The organism is Olivibacter sp. XZL3 (assembly GCF_004368405.1).
In the GTDB taxonomy this organism is placed as follows: Bacteria; Bacteroidota; Bacteroidia; order Sphingobacteriales; family Sphingobacteriaceae; genus Olivibacter.
Genome location: NZ_SBJH01000010.1, coordinates 14453 through 34164, shown reverse-complemented (window position 1 = coordinate 34164; position 19712 = coordinate 14453). Strand labels below are relative to the sequence as shown.

The following is a 19712-nucleotide window of genomic DNA, read 5'->3' as shown; positions in this document are numbered from 1 at the left end:
AAAATACCATCGGCCACCTACGAGACGTTCATTATTACGACACTCAATTTTTACGAGCTTAGCGATTTGGACAAATGAACGATTACATCACTAAATACCTAGAACAACGATAAAGGCGTATAGACAAATGCAAAGAAACACGAAAAAACAAAACAATAAACTAACGAACGACGACATAAAGCGCTACACCTTTTCCTTTTGGAAGATAGTTGTTGGGCTCATTATCTTAGGTTCCTTATTTCTTACCAGTGTAGGCCTTGGCTTGTTCGGCGAATTACCTTCGTTCCGGGATCTTGAAAACCCTAAAAGCAATTTATCTTCCGAAATCATCTCGGCCGACGGTGTTGTATTAGGCACCTACTACGTTCAAAACCGATCAAATGTGACCTATAAAGAATTGTCTCCTGCACTGATACAGGCACTAATAGCTACGGAAGACATACGCTTCAACACCCATTCGGGCATTGATTTCAAACGTACTTTTACCATTCTTTTTTATAACCTCATCGGTAAAAAACAAGGGGCCAGTACCATTACTCAACAATTAGCGTTAAATCTTTTTCAGGAGGAAGGTAGAGCGCGGTCTTTTTCCAAGCGATTTATCCAAAAACTTCAAGAGTGGATTATAGCTGTGCGCCTGGAACGCAATTACACCAAGGAGGAAATACTCACGATGTATTTGAATACGGTCGATTTTGGCGCCTATAACACGTATGGTATCAAATCGGCTGCGCGCACTTATTTCAACACCACGCCTTCTCAACTAAACGCGGCACAAGCAGCCGTTTTGGTGGGTATGCTAAAAGGACCAGGGATTTATTCACCTATCCGCTATCCAAAAAATTCATTGAACAGACGAAACACGGTATTGGATAATATGCGCAAAGCGGGTTTCATTACCTCCGAACAAGCGGCGTCTTATAAAGAGCAGCCCTTGGGACTGGCTTTCCGTCCCAATGTATATGGCGACGGTGTTGCGCCATATTTGAGAGCCGTATTAAAAAGCGACATTAAGAACATCTTTAATAAGCTATCTATTACCAAGGCGGACGGAACGCCGTACGATTTGGACCGTGATGGATTAAAAATATACACCACCATCGACTCCCGGATGCAAATCCATGCTGAAGAAGCGCAGAAAGAAATGATGCGCGACCTACAGGTTACTTTTAACAACCAGTACAAGGGCAGGGATCCGTTTAAGGGGCTGGAAACCCTGCTTGACCGGGCGGTAAAACAGTCCGACCGCTACCGGTGGTTAAAACAGGGAGACTTTTCTGAAGACGAAATTAAAGAACATTTTAACACTCCGGTTAAGATGACGGTGTTCAGTTGGAAGGGCGATTTGGATACCACCATGACACCGCTCGATTCCATTAAATATAATAAATTGATCCTTCGGAATGCCATGATGTCTATGGAGCCGCAAACAGGATATGTAAAAGCCTGGGTAGGTGGCATTAACTTCTCCCACTATAAATACGACCAAGTAAAAATGGGTACGCGTCAGGTCGGCTCTACTGCCAAACCTTTTACGTATGCCGTAGCGATTGACAACGGTTACTCGCCGTGTTTTAAAGTACCTAATACGCCGATCAACGTCGACGGATGGGAGCCGAAGAGCGAGAGCACAATTGCAGGCCCCATTACGCTTAAAACAGCACTTGCCAATTCGCAAAACTGGGCCACTGCTGACGTTATCCAGCGTGTCGGTGCACAAAATGTAGCCAACCTGATCAAGAACATGGGCATCACTTCAGAAGTACCGGCCTATCCTTCCATCGCGTTGGGAACCTTCGACGCTTCGGTTTATGATATGGTAGGTGCCTATTCCACCTTTGTTAATCACGGCGTTTGGACCGAGCCCATCTATCTCTTACGCATAGAAGACAAAAACGGTGCTTTGATTTACGAACATACAAAAAAGGTCAAAGTAGTGATGAATGATCAATCGGCCTACGTGATGGTAGATATGCTAAAAGGTGTAGTGCAAAATGGATCGGGCGGGCGAATTCGGTGGAAATATAAATTACTGAATCCAATCGGCGGAAAAACCGGGACTTCCCAAGCCAATTCCGATGCCTGGTTTATCGGTGTAACACCTCAGTTAGTCAGTGGCGTATGGACGGGTGCGGATGAGCGATCCATCCATTTTAGTTCTACTTCGCTTGGTCAGGGCGCCAATGCCGCTCTCCCTATGTTCGCCATCTATATGCAAAAGGTATATGCTGATAAAAACTTGAACTATAGCCAAGGTGATTTTGAATTGCCTCCCGGTGGTCTGCAAAGGGAACTGGATTGCGGTAAGTATCAATATGAGTACCCATCAGAAGAGGAGCGAAAGATTGATGATCGACTGGATTTTTAGCTATGGATGCATTTGATTATCGGGAAGAGTTAAAAAAAATACCACACAAGCCGGGTGTCTATCAGTATTATGACAAACAGGGCACGCTCATTTATATCGGGAAAGCGAAGGACTTAAAAAATAGAGTAAGCTCCTATTTTGTAAAGGACGAGTATCAGCTTAACGCGAAAACGCGCATACTCGTAAGGAAAATCAATAATATTACCTTTACTATTGTTGACACTGAAATAGATGCCTGGCTACTCGAAAACAGCCTCATCAAAAAGCATCAGCCGCGGTATAACGTCATGTTGAAAGACGACAAGACCTACCCCTGGATTGTCATCAAAAATGAACCGTTTCCGCGCGTTTTCTGGACGCGGAGAATCATCAAAGACGGTTCTAAATATTTTGGCCCGTACGCTTCCGTTGGAATGATGCACGCTATTCTCAGCGTAATTAAAGAAATTTTTCCGCTACGTACCTGTAATCTGCCCTTAACACCAAAAAATATTGAACAGGGAAAATTTAGGGTCTGTCTGGAATATCAGATAGGAAACTGCAAAGGCCCCTGCCAAGCTTACCAAAGTGAAGAGGAATACAACCAAAATATCGAGAGCATTAAAGACATTCTGAACGGAAAAACAGGCCTGGTATTCAAACAACTGAAGGCTAACCTGGAACAGGCAACCCATAATCTCCAGTTTGAGCTGGCGCATGTTTTGAAACAGAAATTAGAGCTGCTGGACAACTACCAAAGCAAGTCTACCATTGTAAGCAACACCATAAACGATGTAGATGTATTCAACATTGCTTCTGAAGAAGGTTATGCCTTTGTTAATTTTCTGAAGGTAATGAACGGAACAGTGATACAAACGCAGACCCTGGAGTTGAAAAAACGCTTGGATGAAAGCGATCAGGAATTACTCAGTTTAGCGGTTCAGGAACTTCGAACCCGCTTTAATAGCACCTCAAAAGAAATTATCGTTCCTTTTATGCTGGATGTTGAAAGTCCAAATTTTAAACAAACGATTCCGCAGTTAGGGGATAAGAAAAAACTACTGGACCTTTCTTTTAAAAACGTAAGTTTTTTTAAGCGGGAAAAGCTCGATCAGTATGAAAAGCTAAACCCAGAAGTGAAAACGGAACGACTTCTCAATAAAATGAAAAGTGACCTACGGCTCAATGTATTACCCCGGCATATTGAATGTTTTGACAATTCAAATTTTCAGGGGAAATATCCGGTATCGGCCATTGTGGTATTCAAAGATGCTAAACCATCTAAAAAAGATTACAGGCATTTCAACGTTAAGACCGTAGAGGGCCCGAACGATTTCGCCACCATGGAAGAGGCAGTATTCCGGCGGTATAAACGCATGTTGGAAGAGGAAACACCCCTACCGCAGCTGATTATTATTGATGGCGGTAAGGGACAATTGTCCGCAGCCCTTAAAAGTCTAAAAAAACTCGGAATTGACTCGCAGGTTACGGTTATCGGCATTGCCAAACGACTGGAAGAGCTTTATTATCCCGGGGATCAATACCCTTTGTATTTGGATAAGCGATCAGAAACGCTGAAAATAATCCAGCATTTACGGGATGAAGCCCATCGCTTTGGTATCACCTTCCACCGGAATCAGCGAAGTCGAAAGACTTTTCAAACGGAGCTCGAACAGATTCCAGGGATCGGAAAGACCAGTGCAGAAAAATTATTGGTCGCCTTTAAATCTGTTAAGAAGATCAGGGAAGCGTCTAAAGAGCAGCTCCTTCAGATTGTCAACACGAAGCAAGCTGAAGCCCTATTGTCCTATTTCAATACTTAGCTCCGTCCGATCTGTTCTGCGGCCTTCCTTCTATCGAGCTGAAGAATCAACAGAATGCATGCTTCCTTAAACAATAAAAAGAGCAGCATCTTTTTTGATCCTGCTCTTTTTTATGGCCGGTTTGTGTGAACCAAGCTTATTTATTTACCTTCTTTATGTATTGTTCAACGGCCATCGTCATGCTTGGCGCCTCGGGCGTCGGTGCCGCAATGTCCAGTATAAGGTTCCTGTCCGCTATTGCTTGATGTGTACTCGGACCGAACGCCGCAATACGCGTGTCATTTTGTTTAAAGTCTGGGAAATTTTCGAACAGCGACTGGATGCTTGACGGACTGAAAAACACGATAATATCATAAAAGACATTAGCCAGATCCGACAAGTCACTTACAACTGTTCTAAACAGTACAGCAGGAGTAAAATCGTAACCGTTCTCTTGCAGCCAATTTTGGGTTTCCTCGTTAGCTACATCCGAGCAGGGATAAAGAAATTTCTCTTTCGCATGTTTTTTCAACACTTCCTCTAAATCTTGAGCCGTTTGTTTTCCGAAAAAGATTTTGCGCTTTCTGTATTGAATGTACTTTTGCAAATAAAGCGCTATTGTTTCCGATAAACAAAAGTATTTTAGGTCAGCCGGAACCTCATAACGCATCTCCTCACATATCCTAAAAAAGTGATCTGCCGCATTTCTACTGGTAAAGATAACGGCAGTAAAGTCCGCTAAATTAATCCTTTCTTTTCTAAATTCCCTTGCAGGGACGCCTTCAACGTGAATAAACGCTCTGAAATCCAGCTTCAAATTATATTTACTAGCCAAGGCAAAGTAAGGCGATTTATCGTTCTCAGGTCTCGGTAAGGTTACTAAGATACTTTTTACTTTTTTTTCTCTATCTTCTGCTGCCACGTGTGTTTATTTTAGTTTCGGTTAAATGCCTAATAACTTGATCAAAATAAGTATTGGACCAACTTCGAGGGTGCAAAGATAAATAAATAAATAAAACTTTGAAAATTGGTAGCTTTTTAAGACGGTATTGGAGGCTCTTAAAAGTTGCATAGCAAAGACCAAGAGTCCTACCAAGCAAGAAACTATTAGCCAGACTCTTATATACTCCGTAGGAGCCAAACTTAAGACCAAAAGTAAAGGAAGAAAGATTATTGCTGCATTAAAATAACTTAAATATAATATAGAAATATAGTCCCTAACCAATTTTTGAATACCAAACACGAAACCGATAGCTCTTGTTATTAAAATTTTGACTACCGATAATACCAACACCAATGCCGCTATGGTGAAAAAGACGCTCATTGGCGAATGACTAAATTGAAGCTGCCCATAAACGCTATATAAATATAGGAACAGCCCGATGGTAAAGCCAAACAACAGGTATAAAAACACAAAGGGCCAAGAAGTTATTAAATTGTCCTCTTTACTTATCTGTAGCAATACCCTGTTGTTATAAAATGAAGTTGCAATTGCCTCCAAATCTTTCATAAAAGACAGGCGGATCAGGGCAAAAAACAAAAACAGTGCAAACACGGCGTATAATATCCATCGGGGCCGGTAAACCTTTCGCGCTCCGAGCTGCTTACTACCGGTGTAGGCAACATGCTTTCCCCACAAAAGCGTATTTCCGTCGTCAATGATGTAAACCTTCTTAAGGCTATCCAAAAACTGGTTTTTACTGTCCATTGGCAATGGCTTTATATACATCATCCGTATGGAATCGCGCAGCAGCGCCAGTGAGTCAGCCCTTCTTTCTAACGAATCTTTTACACGTTGCTTTTCAAGTGCCCGGGCAAAACGTGCCGAATCCTGTACTAAATACTTTAAAGACGGCGTTGCCGGCTTACGGAAAGTGGTATCCTGAACAGTATGGGCTGTAAATAAAATATAACCAACAAGTAACAGAAAAACCAGCCGTATCTTAAGCATCTATTTTTGAATGGAATTATGAACTGCAAAGTTAGCTGTTTCCGTTGTAAAGAAATAGAATAAATCGATACTTTAGCGAAGTAATGGTCAGTCTGTAAAAAAGGGGCAACTTAGCGTCTTAACGATGAAAACCAGGGGACAAAATTAGTGTTACACTTAATATTCATGGTATCATCCCTTCAATCAAAAAACATTTGCATGAAAACGAGAAATAAATTAATTAACGGCGCTGCATTTATAAACGGTGAAGAGTTTATAGGCAAAAAAACCTTCGATGTCGTTAACCCGGCAACTGGAGAGGCGATTGTATCAGTAGCCGATTTAGGACTTAAAGATATTGAACGAGCGATAAACAGTGCGGAAGAAGCATGGCCTTCATGGAGAACAACGCCTATTGCTGAACGTAGCGCCATTTTAAAACGATGGCATGACTTGATGATCAAACACACGGATGAAATTGCAGAAATCATGACCGTGGAGTCGGGCAAACCTCTGGAAGAAAGTAAAATTGAAGTGACTTATGGAGCCTCATTCGTTAGCTGGTTTGCCGAAGAATCCTATCGTACTTACGGAGATCAGATCCCGTCTCCGACGGCGGATAAACAGATTGTTGTATTACGACAGCCCGTGGGCGTATGTGCAGCTATCACTCCTTGGAACTTCCCTTTAGCGATGGTGACAAGAAAAGTTGCGCCAGCTTTGGCGGCTGGCTGCACCGTCGTTTTAAAGCCGGCCTCGCAAACACCCCTTACGGCTATTGCCGTTGCCCACCTCGCATTAGCGGCTGGCCTTCCGAAGGGTGTTTTCAATGTAGTAACAGGAAAAGACGCAGAGGGAATCGGCAAGCTACTCGCTACAAACGACAAAATACGAAAGATATCGTTCACTGGCTCAACAGCCGTCGGCAAAACACTTATGCAACATGCCGCCTCTACTGTTAAAAAAATTTCGTTGGAGCTTGGAGGCAATGCACCCTTTATTGTATTTGATGACGCTGATATAGAGGCCGCGGTAAAAGGAGCCATTGCCGCTAAATTTCGAAATGCTGGCCAGACTTGCGTAGCCGTCAACAGATTCTTGGTACAAGAGGGTGTTTACGATCAGTTTGCCGAACGCATCACCGAGGCTGTTAATCAACTCAAGGTAGGTAACGGTTTAGAAAAAGGGGTTAAAGTAGGGCCTGTAATTAATCAAAAAGGGCTGGAAAAGGTGGAAAATCATGTAAAGGATGCAATTGAAAAAGGTGCGAGTGTACTCACCGGTGGAAAACATAAAAACGCGCTGTTTTTCGAACCGACCGTATTGGGAGACATCCCCTTAGAGGCAAAGATTGCAAAGGAAGAAACATTCGGACCTGTTGTTTCCTTATTTCGATTTAAAACAGAGGATGAGGCCGTCGCACTTGCCAATAGCACGGAATATGGATTGGCCGCCTACTTTTACAGCGACAACGTCAAGCGCTGTTGGCGGGTAGCACAGGCTTTGGAAGCCGGTATGGTGGGCATAAATGAAGGAGCAATCTCAACCGCCGTTGCACCTTTCGGTGGAATTAAGGAATCGGGAATAGGCCGGGAAGGTTCTAAATACGGAATCGATGAATATATGGAGATTAAATATCTGTGCTTTGGTTTATAGGTATAAGGCCTAAGGCATGAAGGTATAAGGCGAATCACCTTACACCACACTGCTCATGCCTTGTACCTTACAAACTACATTTTTAATCCGATCTCCCGCAGACGCTCATCCAAATACTCACCGGCCGTACAGTCGGGATAGATTTTTGGATGTGTTGAATCTATACAATTTTCCAAAGCAGCCAAGCTCATGTCTGCCTTGGGATGTAAAAAGAAAGGTACTGAATAGCGGGAGGTCTTCATTAATTCCTTCGGCGGATTAACCACTCGATGCGTAGTGGATTTTAACTTATTGTTAGTAAGCCGTTGCAACATATCACCTACATTGACCACGATGTCGTCACCATGGGCTTTGACGGGATACCAGGTGCCGTTTCTTGTCAATACTTCCAGTCCGTCAGCACTCGCACCAATCAATAGGGTTATCAAATTAATATCTTCGTGGGCTCCTGCTCTTACCGCATCTGGCGCAATCTCGTCTGGATTCTCTATAGGAAAATAATGTATCGCCCGCAATATGGAATTGCCATTGATCACCTTTTCTTCGAAGTAGTCTTCGTTTAAGCCTAAAAAGTTAGCAATTGCTTTCAGCAGCGCTCGTCCGGCTGTTTCCAATCGGCGATAAACTTCTGCAGTTACCGCATTAAACCGGGGCAATTCCCGTACTTCCACGTTCTCCGGATATGATTTTCGCAGTTCTTCATCTCCAAGGATCGTTTGTCCGCGTTGCCAAAATTCCTTTAAATCCGGCGTTTTGGCGTCCTTTGCTTTTTCCCGTCCTTTTGCAGTGTAACCGCGCTGTCCGGCAAGTCCAGGTTTCTCGTAAGCCCTTTTCGTTTCTTCAGGCAATGAAAAAAACTGTTTAACGACCTCATACAATTCTGCAATGAGCTCTTTATTCAACCCGTGATTCGCAATCGTTACAAAGCCGGTTTCTGTAAAGGCCTTGCCAATATCATCCGAAAACTGTTTTCGTTGCTCCGCGGTTCCTTCCGTGAAATTTAATAAATCAAGGCGAGGGATATTAATCGTTGTATCAAGCATAGCGTGGTTCTTAATGAATCTAAGGTACAAAGCTCTTTAATAAAACGTGATATTACAAACAAAAGTTTAGCATCCGCATGCATTTTGCCCTTTACCCTAAACAGAACTTGGCCAACAGCCGACTCGGGGTAATATTAACCGGAGATCGAATATTAATTTCTGAGCTCATAAAGAATAGACGAACTCCGGTTATTACTGAAAACTTTGTACTTTTGGTCGCTGGCAGTAAAAGCCTTTCTTTTATTAAGAACATCACGTATATGGCAAAATCAGAAAAAAACAACGAACAGCATCACACAACGGTTGTAACCGAAAAAACATTAAAGTTCTTTGAAAAATATATTAATAACCCTTCGCCTACCGGTTATGAATGGGAAGGGCAACGGCTTTGGCTGGATTACATCAAACCTTACGTAGACGAAACATTTACCGATCATTATGGGACAGCGGTAGCCGTTATTAATCCCGAAGCCTCGTATAAAGTAGTGATTGAAGCACATGCAGACGAAATTTCTTGGTTTGTCAATTATATTACCAACGAGGGCCTTCTATATGTCATTAGAAACGGTGGCTCCGACCATCAGATTGCTCCTTCTAAACGGGTGAATATACACGGTGAAAAGGGTATCGTCAAAGCTGTATTCGGCTGGCCTGCCATCCATACAAGAGGCGGTGAAAAAGAAGAAGCGCCGTCTTTGAAAAATATTTTCTTGGATTGCGGGTGTACAAGTAAGGAAGAAGTGGAAGCGCTTGGCATCCATGTCGGCTCGGTTATCACGTATGAAGATGAATTTATGGTGCTGAACGACCGTTATTATGTAGGGCGCGCCTTAGACAATCGCGCCGGCGGTTTTATGATTGCAGAAGTAGCCCGCTTACTCAAAGAAAACAAAAAGAAACTTCCTTTTGGACTATACATCGTCAATGCCGTCCAGGAAGAGGTTGGCCTGCGGGGTGCCGAAATGATTACACAAACCATTAAACCCAATGCGGCTATCATTACGGACGTAACACATGACACGCAAACCCCAATGATTAATAAGGTAACACAAGGTGATTTAGCTTGTGGAAAGGGACCCGTCGTCTCATACGCGCCGTCTGTTCAAATTAATCTGAACAAACTTTTGATTGATACGGCTGTTGAGCGGGGAATACCGTTTCAACGTCAGGCTTCGTCCAGGGTAACTGGCACCGACACCGACGCTTTTGCTTATTCAAATGGAGGTGTGCCCTCTGTGCTGGTATCACTACCTTTACGGTACATGCACACAACCGTTGAAATGATCCACAAAGAGGATGTAGACAATGTAATCCGGTTGATTTATGAGGTGTTATTGAAAATTAATCCGAGTCAAGACTTCAGAAGTTTCGCAAACTAAACAAATTCATCTCGTTTGCCAAGTTAAACGCGTAACATGCGAGATATTCACGCTCATCCGGATGAAGTATTTAACGTTATTTATGGCCATTTGCTGTGGTCTCGTTGTTGCCAATCTTTATTACTGTCAACCATTACTACCGCTTATTGCGCACGATTTTGGCATTCGTGAAGCAGAAGCCGGCAGCATCACCTATATTACACAATTAGGCTATGCAGCCGGCCTGCTCCTATTCGTTCCGCTTGGCGACCTATTAGAAAAGAAGCAACAGATCGTCGTTACAACGACTTTTTCGGTCATTGTTCTTTTAGGGGCGGCCTTTACCAAGTCGTTCCTTCTTCTACAGATATTGTGCTTTCTCATCGGTTTGTTTTCCATCGTGCCTCAATTGATTATTCCGCTTGCAGCAAGCTTGACGACGGATGAAAAGAGAGGCAGTGTGATTGGTTTGGTAATGGGTGGCTTACTGATCGGAATAGTCTCTTCACGATCGCTAAGCGGTTATATAGGTCACGCTTTCGGATGGCGACAAATGTACTATACCGCCGCGACGATCTGTTTTCTGCTGGTTTTAATTATACAGCGTGTATTTCCTGCAAGTAAACCGACTTACCATGGCACCTACAGTGAGTTAATGCGATCGGTAGTCTACTATATAAAAACTTATCCGCAACTGCGTATAGCCTCATTAAGCAATGCTTTGTCATTTGCAAGCATGAGCGCCTTTTGGGTCACTATGGTACTTTTCTTAGCGGCCAAACCTTTTGAATACAACACCGTTGAGATCGGTTTATTTGGCATCATAGGCGCTTCCGGCGCCCTCGCCGCACCCTTGATTGGAAAAAGAAGCAGTGGTGCGGTTACAGTAGTAAGAAATATTTCCTTGCTGGGTTTACTCGCACAGTTACTCGGATATGCCGCATTTTATTTCACCGGAAGTAAAATCATTTTAATCGTTCTTGGTATTATTTTATTGGATATAGGCCATCAAGCACTGCAAATTAGCAATCAAACGCTCATCTATTCATTAAATCCCGCGGCCAGAAATCGCTTCAATACGGTCTTTATGACGTCCACGTTTATCGGTGGAGCGATTGGCTCAGCTATTGGAATCTTTCTGTTCAACTTGGGCGGTTGGAGCGTATTTTGCTTAGGTACTGCGAGCCTAATAGTATGTAATGCCGTCGTTAATATGAAACGGAAATAGGCGGTAGGCAGGTTACTTTTGAATTTTGAATAGGCAATACCGCCGACAACGAAACCCTTTCTTCTTACTTAATGTCCTTCACCATGCGATAAATATTACCCTTGTCGCCGGCCAGTAAAACCAGTTTACCACTTTCTGAAGCTCTAACTACATGAAAGCTTTTTTCATCGAGCAACTTCCACGACTGTCCCCCATCTACGGAAAAGTCGGTACCCGATGTGCCTGTGGCAAGCACAAAAGTGTCATCAACAAAATCAACACAGGATTTATAGCCCGAAAGCCTTGTTTTTGGTGCATTCCAATTCATCCCGTTAGTGGATAGTTGAATGATATTGTTATTATTCCTAAAGTTTTTGTAATCACCTCCTATCGCTATAAGTTGCTTCTGATCATTAATTGCCAGTGAAAAGATGCCTTGAGATTCTTCCCCCTGTTCAATAGGTACCCGATAGCTCGTCCATGACTGGCCATAATTGTAAGAAAAGAGCAAACGGGCCTGCGTGCCCCCCGTGCCAATCCAAACTAAACCATTTCCTGCCGTCCTTATACTGCTGCCACTGGCGGCAAAACCGGCTTCCCCGTCCTTCATTTGAACATTGGCGTCATCGCTGATATTCATCCAGGTATTCCCGCCGTCCTCTGTCACAAGGAGCTGTAATTTGCCTTCAATAGGATCACCAAATACAATACCTTTTTTATCATCCCAAAAACTAATGCCATCGTAAAATATTTCTTTCGCATCGTAGCTATACACCTTTTTCCACGACGTCCCCCCGTCTTCTGTCAATAAAATAACCGCTGGACTGCCCGCATTAACGATGATTGCCTTTTTATCTGAAAAAGCCACGATTGATCGGAAATCAAAATCTTCGTAGCCTTCCGTCTTAAGCCAAGTCCAATTTTCGCCTCCGTCCGTTGTTTTTACAATCGTCCCCTTGGTTCCGCTGATCCACGCAACGCTGTCACTTGGGATGGACATTCCCCTAAAGCTCACATCTTTACCCTCTTGCAACATTTCCAACTTGAATTGTTGTCCCTTCAATGTGCCGACGGTAAATAAAATAACAAGAGAAAGTAACATGCTATGCATCGTGTAAACTCCTTTCAAAATCTTTAGGCTTAATTTGCATGACAAGCTCCCTCACCTCTACCGCTTCCCGTACATCGTGTACCCGTATCATTTCCACCCCCTTCATTAACAGCACGGTATGTAAGACGCTTGTACCATTTAAGGCATCCTGGGGAGCCTTATTTAATAGTTTATAAATCATAGATTTTCGGGACAACGCGCCCAATATTGGGAGTCCTAAAACCTTTAATTCGTTAATTTTACTCAATAACAGATAGTTTTGTTCTAATGTTTTGGCGAAGCCGAAACCGGGATCCACCAGCATATCCTTTACGCCCAGAGCCCGCAACACTGCTATCTTTTTAGTAAGGTCGTCGATAATATCGTTCACAACGTCCTTGTAATCGGTTTCATGCTGCATCGTTTCAGGAGTTCCTCTGCTATGCATAAGAATATAAGGCACCCCCAATTTTGCAATGGTAGGAAACATATTTTCATCTAGATTTCCTCCCCCGATGTCATTTATCAAATGGGCGCCGCCTTGAACGGCCGCCGCTGCAACTTCGGCCCGAAAGGTATCAATGGACAATACCGCGTCGGGGTACGACTGCCGAATAGCTTCGACAACCGGCATTAATCGATCCAGCTCTTCTTGTACGCTTACTATAGGTGCCCCGGGTCTGGACGAATAGCCACCAATATCAATGACATCTGCGCCTTCCGTCAACATCGTACCCACCCTTTCTAAGGCGTCAGTTAACCTATTGTGTCTTCCGCCGTCGAAGAAAGAGTCAGGGGTCATATTCAGTATTCCCATAATCTTCGGAACACATAAATCCATTAACTTACCGCCAACATTGAGAAATTTCATATCCACTTGTTTATTGAGTACCGACGATATAGCTAGTGATTATAGCCCTTCCGTACTTTTGCAAACTTAGAGAAAAAGCGTTTACGATGCAATAACTTGCATTTTCCACCAAGAAGTGTTTTTTTTTATTTTCAAATCGATATATTCGAAATAGATATTTTTTTGTGTTAGGTTTGCACAAGAACTTTCACAGGACGAAAAAATAAGTGAATAAAATTAAATGAATACTTCAACGGCATACGACGCTATCATTGCACAATGTAAAGAATTGTTTTTAAAAAAGGCTGCCGATTACGGTACGGCATGGCGTATTATGCGGCTTCCTTCAATTACAGATCAAATTTTTATAAAAGCACAACGCATCCGGACCATTGAAGAAAATAAGTTTTCTAAAATTGCTGACGATATCCCTTCGGAGTATGTGGGCATTATCAATTATTGCGTCATCGCGATGATTCAACTCGAGTTACCGCCCGATGCGGAGGAAAATCTAGCCTTAAACACGGTAAAAGAGCTGTATGACCGGTATATCAAGGAAACAAAAGACCTCATGCTTTCAAAAAATCACGATTATGGAGAAGCATGGCGGGATCTCCGCATAGGGTCCCTCACTGATTTAATTCTGATGAAAATCTTCAGGGTTAAGCAAATTGAAGATAATAGCGGATGGACCATCGCTTCTGAGGGCGTAAAGGCAAATTATCAGGATATGCTCAACTATGCTGTTTTTGCGCTTATTAAATTAACGGATCCGAAGGCTGAACAAATTCCAAACACCTAAAATGCTATGAACGCCGCCATTGCAAAGCAAAGTAAAAGTTCCTATCTATTGACATTCTCCCGCCTGTTCGTTGGCTGCCTATTTATTTTTTCGGGACTCATTAAAGCGAACGACCCCATCGGCTTTGGTTACAAGCTACAAGAGTACTTCGAAGTCTTTCATTTAGCCTTCCTAAACGATTATGCTGTTGCCATTGCTATCTTTTTATGCAGTTTAGAGATGGTGCTGGGTATACTGTTATTATTCGGTTTATACGGCAGGAAAGTAGCACTCGGACTCCTGTTATTGATTGTATTTTTCACCTTTCTCACATTTTATTCTGCTTTTTTTAACGTAGTAACCTCCTGTGGTTGCTTTGGAGATGCCATCAAGTTGACACCTTGGCAGTCTTTTACAAAGGACTTGATCTTACTATTTTTTATTCTTGTTATCTTCTTTAACAGAAAAAGAATACACCCTGTATTCTCCAATGAGATCAGCCAAATTCTTACACTTTCCGCCGCCATTGTTTTTAGCTTGGGCATAGGAATTTATACATTTAATTTTCTGCCATTCATTGACTTCCTTCCTTATAAGGAAGGAAATAATCTACCGGCGCTCATGCACATCCCGAAGGGCGCTCCTATGGACGAATATGAAATCACTTATACGCTACAGCATAAGGAAACAAAGGAAACCAAATCGGTAACTGATAAGGTTTATTTGCAAGAGGAGCTCTGGAAAGATGAAAATTGGGAAGTTATAGGCGAGCCGACAAGCCGTCTGATAAAAGAAGGGTATCAAGCGCCGATTAAAGACTTGAACATTACCGATGCTCAGGGAGTGGATCATACAAAGGAGATTATCGAAAACCCTTATTATAACCTCGTATTTGTCGCTTACAATTTAGACTATTCAAACCCAACAGGACTGCAAAAGATAAACGAGTTGGCGAAGCAGGCGACGGAGCAATATAACATTCGAACGGTATTACTCACCGCTAATACAGCGCAACAGGTGAATGAATTAGACAGCAAAATGAAGTTATATGCAGAAACCTTTTTTGCTGATGCTATTCCCTTAAAGAGCATGGTGAGAGCTAATCCGGGCATTATTTTATTAAAAAATGGCACGGTAATCAAAAAATGGCATTACCATACGCTACCATCTTTTGAAGCCTTAGCGCAGGCTTATTTTGAACACTTAGATTAATCGTTGTCCTTCATGTTAAAGAAACATGTTTTTCTAGTCGGATTTATGGGTGTCGGGAAAACGACCAATGGCAAAAAGTTAGCCCGCGCGCTCAACAGACCTTTCGTTGATCTGGACGAACTATTTGTAGAACAGGTGGGCCTGTCTATTACAGCATATTTTAAAGAACATAGCGAAGAAGCTTTCAGATTTAAAGAAAGAGAAATCCTCCAAAATCTTGCTATCTCGGAGCCAGCGGTTATAGCCACGGGAGGCGGAGCTCCTTGTTTCTTCGACAATATGGAGTGGATGAATAGCCACGGTATAACAATCTATCTTCAGATGCCCACAGGGGCATTGGCGAAGCGACTAGCAGACAGCAAAAAAAATAAGCGTCCGCTGATACAACATCTAAATGAAGAGGAACTCGTTGGCTTTATAGAGGAAAGGATGCAACATCGGCACCCTTTTTATATGCAGGCACATCATCATGTTAATGTCTTAGACCTCAACATTGATGCGCTTATTAAAAATTTGGAGCTATAGGATCACCACATCTTCGATTACCACCCGTCCGACATATTCATTTAATTTACCAATAATCTGAGAACGCATTAAAATCAGTTCGTTTTTTATAACGGCCGACTCTACCCGCACAAACAATTTCTTGTCGCGGATAAATAATTGCCGCGTACGATTGGCGATTGCAACCCCCATGAGTTCTGGCCAGGCAGCCAATATAGAAGTCTCATCAAACTTCCTTCGCAACTTAAGTGCGTCTAAGTATTGATTGATCGCTTCTTTCAAGGTTTTATCATTTGTACGGCCCATGAGGTATATTGAATTATCGAAATCCAAAGTTACGAATAGCGGCATCAATTCGGATAAAAGTTTTCCACAACGCAGCTTTACACGTACACCGGCCGGTTCGCGCTAATCCTTTCAGCTCTTCGTTTTTTCTATGCTGGATAAGGGCTTTATACTGCGTTGATTTTGCCGCTCGACACGGTAAAAATGCGCACATCGACATCAATACCGCGGAAAGTGCTTTGAACACGCTCGGCGCTGGTATCGGTAATGAAGATTTGGCCGAAATCATCATGAGACACCATTTCCATCAGCTTTCTTGTACGTTTATCGTCTAATTTATCGAAGATATCGTCGAGCAGCAGCAGCGGCTTGAAACCCTTTTTCTCACACAAGAAGGTGTATTGCGCCAGTTTGAGAGCTATTAAAAATGACTTTTGTTGCCCTTGTGAGCCAAATTTCTTCAATGGCATGCCGTGGATGGAAAACAACAGATCATCCTTGTGAATACCTACGGTGGTGCGTTCCAACGCCCGATCTTTTTGAATAGCGCGGCTTAGCAGATCCATCAAGCTGTTTCCAAACAGCTGAGATTCGTAATTAAGCTCCACGGGCTCGGCATCATTCGTTAAATATTGATAATGTTGATTGAAAATCCGTATAAAGGGTTGTATGAACAGTTTTCTCTTTTCAAATAGCTGTTCGCCCACTTGTGCCAGTTGCTCATCGTATACACTGAGCAGATCGTCATCATAAATTTTACTGGATGCTTGCTGCTTCAACAAGCTATTTCTTCTTTGTAAATACTTATTATAGAGAATCAGGTCGTCTAAATAGCGATTGTCTGTTTGCGAAATCACGTTGTCTATAAACTTGCGCCGCTCCTCACTGCCTTCGGAAATGATTACCGAATCGTTCGGAGAAATCATCACAAGTGGATAGGCCCCGATATGATCTGCCAAACGCTGATAATCCTTTTTATTCTTTTTAAACTGTTTTTTTTGGTTCCGCTTTAAACTGCAGGCCAAGATATCCTCTTGATCCCCCTTTTCAAACACACCCTGTACCATGAAAAAATCAGTTTGTTGTTTAATCTGTTGTGAATCGATCGGGTTAAAATAACTTTTACATAATGACAAATAGTGTAGCGCATCCAATATATTCGTTTTACCTGCACCATTATCACCGGTAAACGCGTTCACACCGGGGGCAAATATTAACGAAGCCTCCTCATAGTTTTTAAAATTAATAACCGTTAATTCTTTCACCCACATAACATACAAACATAGATAAATAAGAAGCAAGACACAAATCAGCTGTAAGGCGGCAAAAATCTTTTGCGCTTGTCTCTTGTATCTAAGGTTTAAAAATGTATTTTTGCAATCTTAAAAAACTGAACTCAAATTAACCAAAAAATAACGTGAGCGTTAATAATACGAAAAACGGCGGAACAGGAAATTTTATCCGCGATAATCAGAAAAGTCTGGCATTTATTGCAATCGGTATTGTTGTTTTAATTTTACTTTATATTGGATACCAACGCTTTTATCTGGCACCAAGAGCAGAAAGAGCAACGAACGAAATGTTTAAAGCCGAAGAGTATGCCATGATAGATTCGCTTCAAGGCCGGGCCATCGACGGCGACGGCTCCTACCCCGGTTTCAAAGAGATTGCTGAAGAATATTCCAACACCAAATCGGCAAACGTGGCAAATGCTTATTTGGGTGGCTTATATTTGCGTCAGGGCAAATACCAAGAGGCCGTAAATGCGCTTTCAAAATATTCAGAAACAGGGAGTCCTGTTTTGGATCCTTTAGTGACTGGTTTATTGGGGGATGCATATACCGAACTGAAAGACTATAAAAAGGCGGCTGACCAATACAAAAAAGCAGCAAATAAAAGTGATAATTCATTTACTGCACCGTTATTCCTGAAAAAATTGGGGTTAATATACGAAGCACAGAACGACTATAAATCGGCATTGGAGAGCTATCAAAAAATCAAAAGCGACTATCCTCAAAGCTACGAGGCTTCCATCATCGATGGTTATATCGCCCGCTGTGAGGCCCGATAAGCGTAACACAAAACTGTTAAATGGCAACGAACTTAAAGAATCTTTCCGATTTCTCACACATGGATGTAGGTTCTGCATCGGACCTAGAAATTGCAATTGTTGTTGCACAATGGAACGCACAGGTAACTTCCCCGCTGCTGGAAGGTGCTTATAATCGGTTGTTGAAAGAGGGAGCTGTTGAAAGTAAAATCCACGTGCTACAGGTGCCTGGCAGCTATGAATTAAGTTCGGGCGCTGACATCATCTTACGTAAAAAACAGATTGATGCCGTTATCTGTATCGGTTGCGTTATACAAGGAGATACGCCCCATTTCACCTTCATCTGTGACGCGGTGGCAAATGGCATCACCAATGTTTCTTTGAAGTATAACAAACCGGTGATCTTTGGCGTGCTTACCACAAACACGCTAGAGCAAGCATTGGATCGTGCAGGAGGTAAACACGGAAACAAAGGAGAAGAGGCAGCGGTTACCGCTATCCAAATGGCCAATCTAAGCAAGTCCATAAGCGCTTAATATAAAATATTTGCGAATTCCCTATATTTAGGGTAAGTTTACTTGTTTTATAGAAATAAATGGGCCATGAAAAATTCATTGATTTATCTTTGTGCTAGACGTAGGTTTACTTTTTTACCACGAAAGTGCTCGGAAAACGTGTCCTGCTTACGATAAGCATTAACATCATCTTAAACACCTTCGCTTGAAACAATTTAACGCATAACTTGTTCCGAAAGAATGTGCTAAGTTTTTTTATAAATTTGGCAAAGGCTGTATGACGGACATGGAACTTTGCATGTAAATTAACATACCGAGGAAAATGTATATTCAAAAAATTGAACGCGCTTTTTGTTTGTTTGTGTTTTTATTTTCCTTCTTTAATGAACAAACGGCGTTTTCTCAAACCAAGGATCAAATAGTCAATCTAGTTTGGCAAGGCGTTGGGGGAAGACAAGGGTGGAACGAGGCGCGCTACTTTATGTTTAGCTGTAGCACCAATCTAAAGGAAACATTCTCCGAAGAACATTCCTTTTTATGGGATCGAAGTACCGGAGCTTGTCGGTTTGAAGGAACCAACGAACAGCAACAAAAGGTCATTGTCTTATTTAATACAAACAACGATAAAGGTAAGGTTTTCATCGACAACAAAGCGGTAAATAACAAGGATTCTACGGCCCTTATCATCCTTCCGGTAAAGATGACTTTTGACCATGAGACCTTTTGGTTATTCCCACCTAAAAGCCTGACAGATGCCTCAAGGCTAATTGTAAAAGATGCAGAACTTATTGGAAGCACGCGTTACAACGTAGCCGAGGTTCAACAATTTCCTACCGACACCGTACCATTGAAGTCAAAAGTATACATCGATACGAATACAGGACGCATCTTTCAATGGCTGACGCTAGATGAAAAAGAGCGCGTTATGTACAAGTTCCTGACCTCCGGTTTTAAAGACGTCGGCGGAGGGCTTCTCCTTCCTACCGTTTTCATCGATGCAAAAAGCGGCTTCTTTATGAAGTTCCCGATTGTATCGGCGCTTATAAATATCGAATCAGATAAATTGTCAAAACCATAGAGAA

General features: G+C 42.4%; 18 protein-coding genes. 11 read left to right on the top strand and 7 right to left on the bottom strand.

The genetic code is table 11. The features are described 5' to 3' along the window. Window positions 1-127: 127 nt before the first annotated feature. Window positions 128-2368: a transglycosylase domain-containing protein gene (locus EPX21_RS03825; RefSeq protein WP_134088347.1), complete on the top strand. Its 2241-nt coding sequence runs from the start codon at window positions 128-130 to the stop codon at window positions 2366-2368. Window positions 2369-2370: 2 nt separating this feature from the next. Beyond that, window positions 2371-4170, top strand: coding sequence for an excinuclease ABC subunit UvrC (uvrC, locus tag EPX21_RS03820; protein WP_134088346.1), 1800 nt, complete (start codon window positions 2371-2373; stop codon window positions 4168-4170). Window positions 4171-4306: 136 nt separating this feature from the next. Here the strand turns inward: uvrC and EPX21_RS03815 are convergent, their stop codons facing one another. Both EPX21_RS03815 and EPX21_RS03810 read right to left on the bottom strand, forming a co-directional pair. Next, window positions 4307-5071, bottom strand: coding sequence for a uroporphyrinogen-III synthase (locus tag EPX21_RS03815; RefSeq protein WP_013668429.1), 765 nt, complete (start codon window positions 5069-5071; stop codon window positions 4307-4309). A 21-nt stretch (window positions 5072-5092) separates the two neighbouring features. Continuing rightward, complete coding sequence (locus EPX21_RS03810; protein ID WP_134088345.1) at window positions 5093-6100, bottom strand: DUF4271 domain-containing protein; 1008 nt, start codon at window positions 6098-6100, stop codon at window positions 5093-5095. Between the two features lie 198 nt (window positions 6101-6298). Between EPX21_RS03810 and EPX21_RS03805 the strand changes: the two genes are divergently transcribed. Further along, window positions 6299-7735, top strand: coding sequence for an NAD-dependent succinate-semialdehyde dehydrogenase (locus EPX21_RS03805; RefSeq protein WP_134088344.1), 1437 nt, complete (start codon window positions 6299-6301; stop codon window positions 7733-7735). 74 nt (window positions 7736-7809) lie between these two features. On the opposite strand, the gene EPX21_RS03800 is transcribed toward EPX21_RS03805, so the two are convergent. Next, a complete protein-coding gene (locus EPX21_RS03800; protein ID WP_134088343.1) occupies window positions 7810-8778 on the bottom strand; it encodes an isopenicillin N synthase family oxygenase in 969 nt (322 codons plus the stop codon). A gap of 260 nt (window positions 8779-9038) precedes the next feature. Here EPX21_RS03800 and EPX21_RS03795 point away from each other — a divergent pair, with 260 nt between their 5' ends. Both EPX21_RS03795 and EPX21_RS03790 read left to right on the top strand, forming a co-directional pair. Then, window positions 9039-10157 (top strand): M42 family metallopeptidase, encoded by a 1119-nt coding sequence (locus EPX21_RS03795; RefSeq protein ID WP_134088342.1) that lies wholly within the window; start codon window positions 9039-9041, stop codon window positions 10155-10157. Between the two features lie 61 nt (window positions 10158-10218). Next, window positions 10219-11364, top strand: a complete 1146-nt coding sequence (locus tag EPX21_RS03790; RefSeq protein ID WP_134088341.1) for an MFS transporter — start codon at window positions 10219-10221, stop codon at window positions 11362-11364. Between the two features lie 64 nt (window positions 11365-11428). Here EPX21_RS03790 and EPX21_RS03785 read toward each other — a convergent pair whose 3' ends face one another. Both EPX21_RS03785 and folP read right to left on the bottom strand, forming a co-directional pair. After that, on the bottom strand, window positions 11429-12445 hold the full coding sequence (locus EPX21_RS03785; RefSeq protein WP_166670671.1) for a YCF48-related protein: 1017 nt from the start codon (window positions 12443-12445) through the stop codon (window positions 11429-11431). 1 nt (window position 12446) lies between these two features. Beyond that, window positions 12447-13304 carry a dihydropteroate synthase gene (gene folP / locus EPX21_RS03780; protein WP_134088339.1) on the bottom strand — a complete coding sequence of 286 codons (858 nt, stop codon included), beginning with the start codon at window positions 13302-13304 and terminating at the stop codon, window positions 12447-12449. Window positions 13305-13524: 220 nt separating this feature from the next. Between folP and EPX21_RS03775 the strand changes: the two genes are divergently transcribed. The 3 genes from EPX21_RS03775 to EPX21_RS03765 are packed head-to-tail and all read left to right on the top strand — an operon-like array spanning window position 13525 to window position 15801. After that, on the top strand, window positions 13525-14085 hold the full coding sequence (locus EPX21_RS03775) for a DUF1599 domain-containing protein (protein WP_134088338.1): 561 nt from the start codon (window positions 13525-13527) through the stop codon (window positions 14083-14085). A gap of 6 nt (window positions 14086-14091) precedes the next feature. Continuing rightward, window positions 14092-15276 carry a BT_3928 family protein gene (locus tag EPX21_RS03770; protein ID WP_134088337.1) on the top strand — a complete coding sequence of 395 codons (1185 nt, stop codon included), beginning with the start codon at window positions 14092-14094 and terminating at the stop codon, window positions 15274-15276. Between the two features lie 12 nt (window positions 15277-15288). Then, a complete protein-coding gene (locus tag EPX21_RS03765) occupies window positions 15289-15801 on the top strand; it encodes a shikimate kinase (protein ID WP_134088336.1) in 513 nt (170 codons plus the stop codon). Here EPX21_RS03765 and EPX21_RS03760 read toward each other — a convergent pair. Both EPX21_RS03760 and EPX21_RS03755 read right to left on the bottom strand, forming a co-directional pair. Beyond that, window positions 15796-16086, bottom strand: a complete 291-nt coding sequence (locus EPX21_RS03760) for a DUF721 domain-containing protein (RefSeq protein WP_134088551.1) — start codon at window positions 16084-16086, stop codon at window positions 15796-15798. The two genes, EPX21_RS03765 and EPX21_RS03760, sit on opposite strands and share 6 nt — an antisense overlap. A 146-nt stretch (window positions 16087-16232) precedes the next feature. Continuing rightward, window positions 16233-17336, bottom strand: a complete 1104-nt coding sequence (locus EPX21_RS03755) for a DNA replication/repair protein RecF (RefSeq protein WP_134088335.1) — start codon at window positions 17334-17336, stop codon at window positions 16233-16235. Between the two features lie 146 nt (window positions 17337-17482). Here EPX21_RS03755 and EPX21_RS03750 point away from each other — a divergent pair, with 146 nt between their 5' ends. From EPX21_RS03750 to EPX21_RS03740, 3 genes are all read left to right on the top strand, one after another. Then, complete coding sequence (locus tag EPX21_RS03750) at window positions 17483-18136, top strand: tol-pal system YbgF family protein (protein ID WP_134088334.1); 654 nt, start codon at window positions 17483-17485, stop codon at window positions 18134-18136. Window positions 18137-18156: 20 nt separating this feature from the next. Further along, complete coding sequence (ribH, locus tag EPX21_RS03745) at window positions 18157-18651, top strand: 6,7-dimethyl-8-ribityllumazine synthase (protein ID WP_134088333.1); 495 nt, start codon at window positions 18157-18159, stop codon at window positions 18649-18651. Between the two features lie 301 nt (window positions 18652-18952). Further along, on the top strand, window positions 18953-19708 hold the full coding sequence (locus EPX21_RS03740) for a hypothetical protein (protein WP_134088332.1): 756 nt from the start codon (window positions 18953-18955) through the stop codon (window positions 19706-19708). The last annotated feature ends 4 nt before the right edge of the window (window positions 19709-19712 follow it).

What these genes read in the sequence shown, in the direction of transcription:
- EPX21_RS03740 (WP_134088332.1), top strand. Translation starts at nt 18,953, where the DNA reads ATGTATATTCAAAAAATTGAACGCGCTTTTTGTTTGTTTGTGTTTTTA.
- EPX21_RS03765 (WP_134088336.1), top strand. Translation starts at nt 15,289, where the DNA reads ATGTTAAAGAAACATGTTTTTCTAGTCGGATTTATGGGTGTCGGGAAA.
- folP (WP_134088339.1), bottom strand. Translation starts at nt 13,304, where the DNA reads ATGAAATTTCTCAATGTTGGCGGTAAGTTAATGGATTTATGTGTTCCG.
- uvrC (WP_134088346.1), top strand. Translation starts at nt 2,371, where the DNA reads ATGGATGCATTTGATTATCGGGAAGAGTTAAAAAAAATACCACACAAG.
- EPX21_RS03755 (WP_134088335.1), bottom strand. Translation starts at nt 17,336, where the DNA reads ATGTGGGTGAAAGAATTAACGGTTATTAATTTTAAAAACTATGAGGAG.
- EPX21_RS03800 (WP_134088343.1), bottom strand. Translation starts at nt 8,778, where the DNA reads ATGCTTGATACAACGATTAATATCCCTCGCCTTGATTTATTAAATTTC.
- EPX21_RS03760 (WP_134088551.1), bottom strand. Translation starts at nt 16,086, where the DNA reads ATGGGCCGTACAAATGATAAAACCTTGAAAGAAGCGATCAATCAATAC.
- EPX21_RS03785 (WP_166670671.1), bottom strand. Translation starts at nt 12,445, where the DNA reads ATGTTACTTTCTCTTGTTATTTTATTTACCGTCGGCACATTGAAGGGA.
- EPX21_RS03775 (WP_134088338.1), top strand. Translation starts at nt 13,525, where the DNA reads ATGAATACTTCAACGGCATACGACGCTATCATTGCACAATGTAAAGAA.
- EPX21_RS03795 (WP_134088342.1), top strand. Translation starts at nt 9,039, where the DNA reads ATGGCAAAATCAGAAAAAAACAACGAACAGCATCACACAACGGTTGTA.
- EPX21_RS03825 (WP_134088347.1), top strand. Translation starts at nt 128, where the DNA reads ATGCAAAGAAACACGAAAAAACAAAACAATAAACTAACGAACGACGAC.
- ribH (WP_134088333.1), top strand. Translation starts at nt 18,157, where the DNA reads ATGGCAACGAACTTAAAGAATCTTTCCGATTTCTCACACATGGATGTA.
- EPX21_RS03805 (WP_134088344.1), top strand. Translation starts at nt 6,299, where the DNA reads ATGAAAACGAGAAATAAATTAATTAACGGCGCTGCATTTATAAACGGT.
- EPX21_RS03770 (WP_134088337.1), top strand. Translation starts at nt 14,092, where the DNA reads ATGAACGCCGCCATTGCAAAGCAAAGTAAAAGTTCCTATCTATTGACA.
- EPX21_RS03810 (WP_134088345.1), bottom strand. Translation starts at nt 6,100, where the DNA reads ATGCTTAAGATACGGCTGGTTTTTCTGTTACTTGTTGGTTATATTTTA.
- EPX21_RS03790 (WP_134088341.1), top strand. Translation starts at nt 10,219, where the DNA reads ATGAAGTATTTAACGTTATTTATGGCCATTTGCTGTGGTCTCGTTGTT.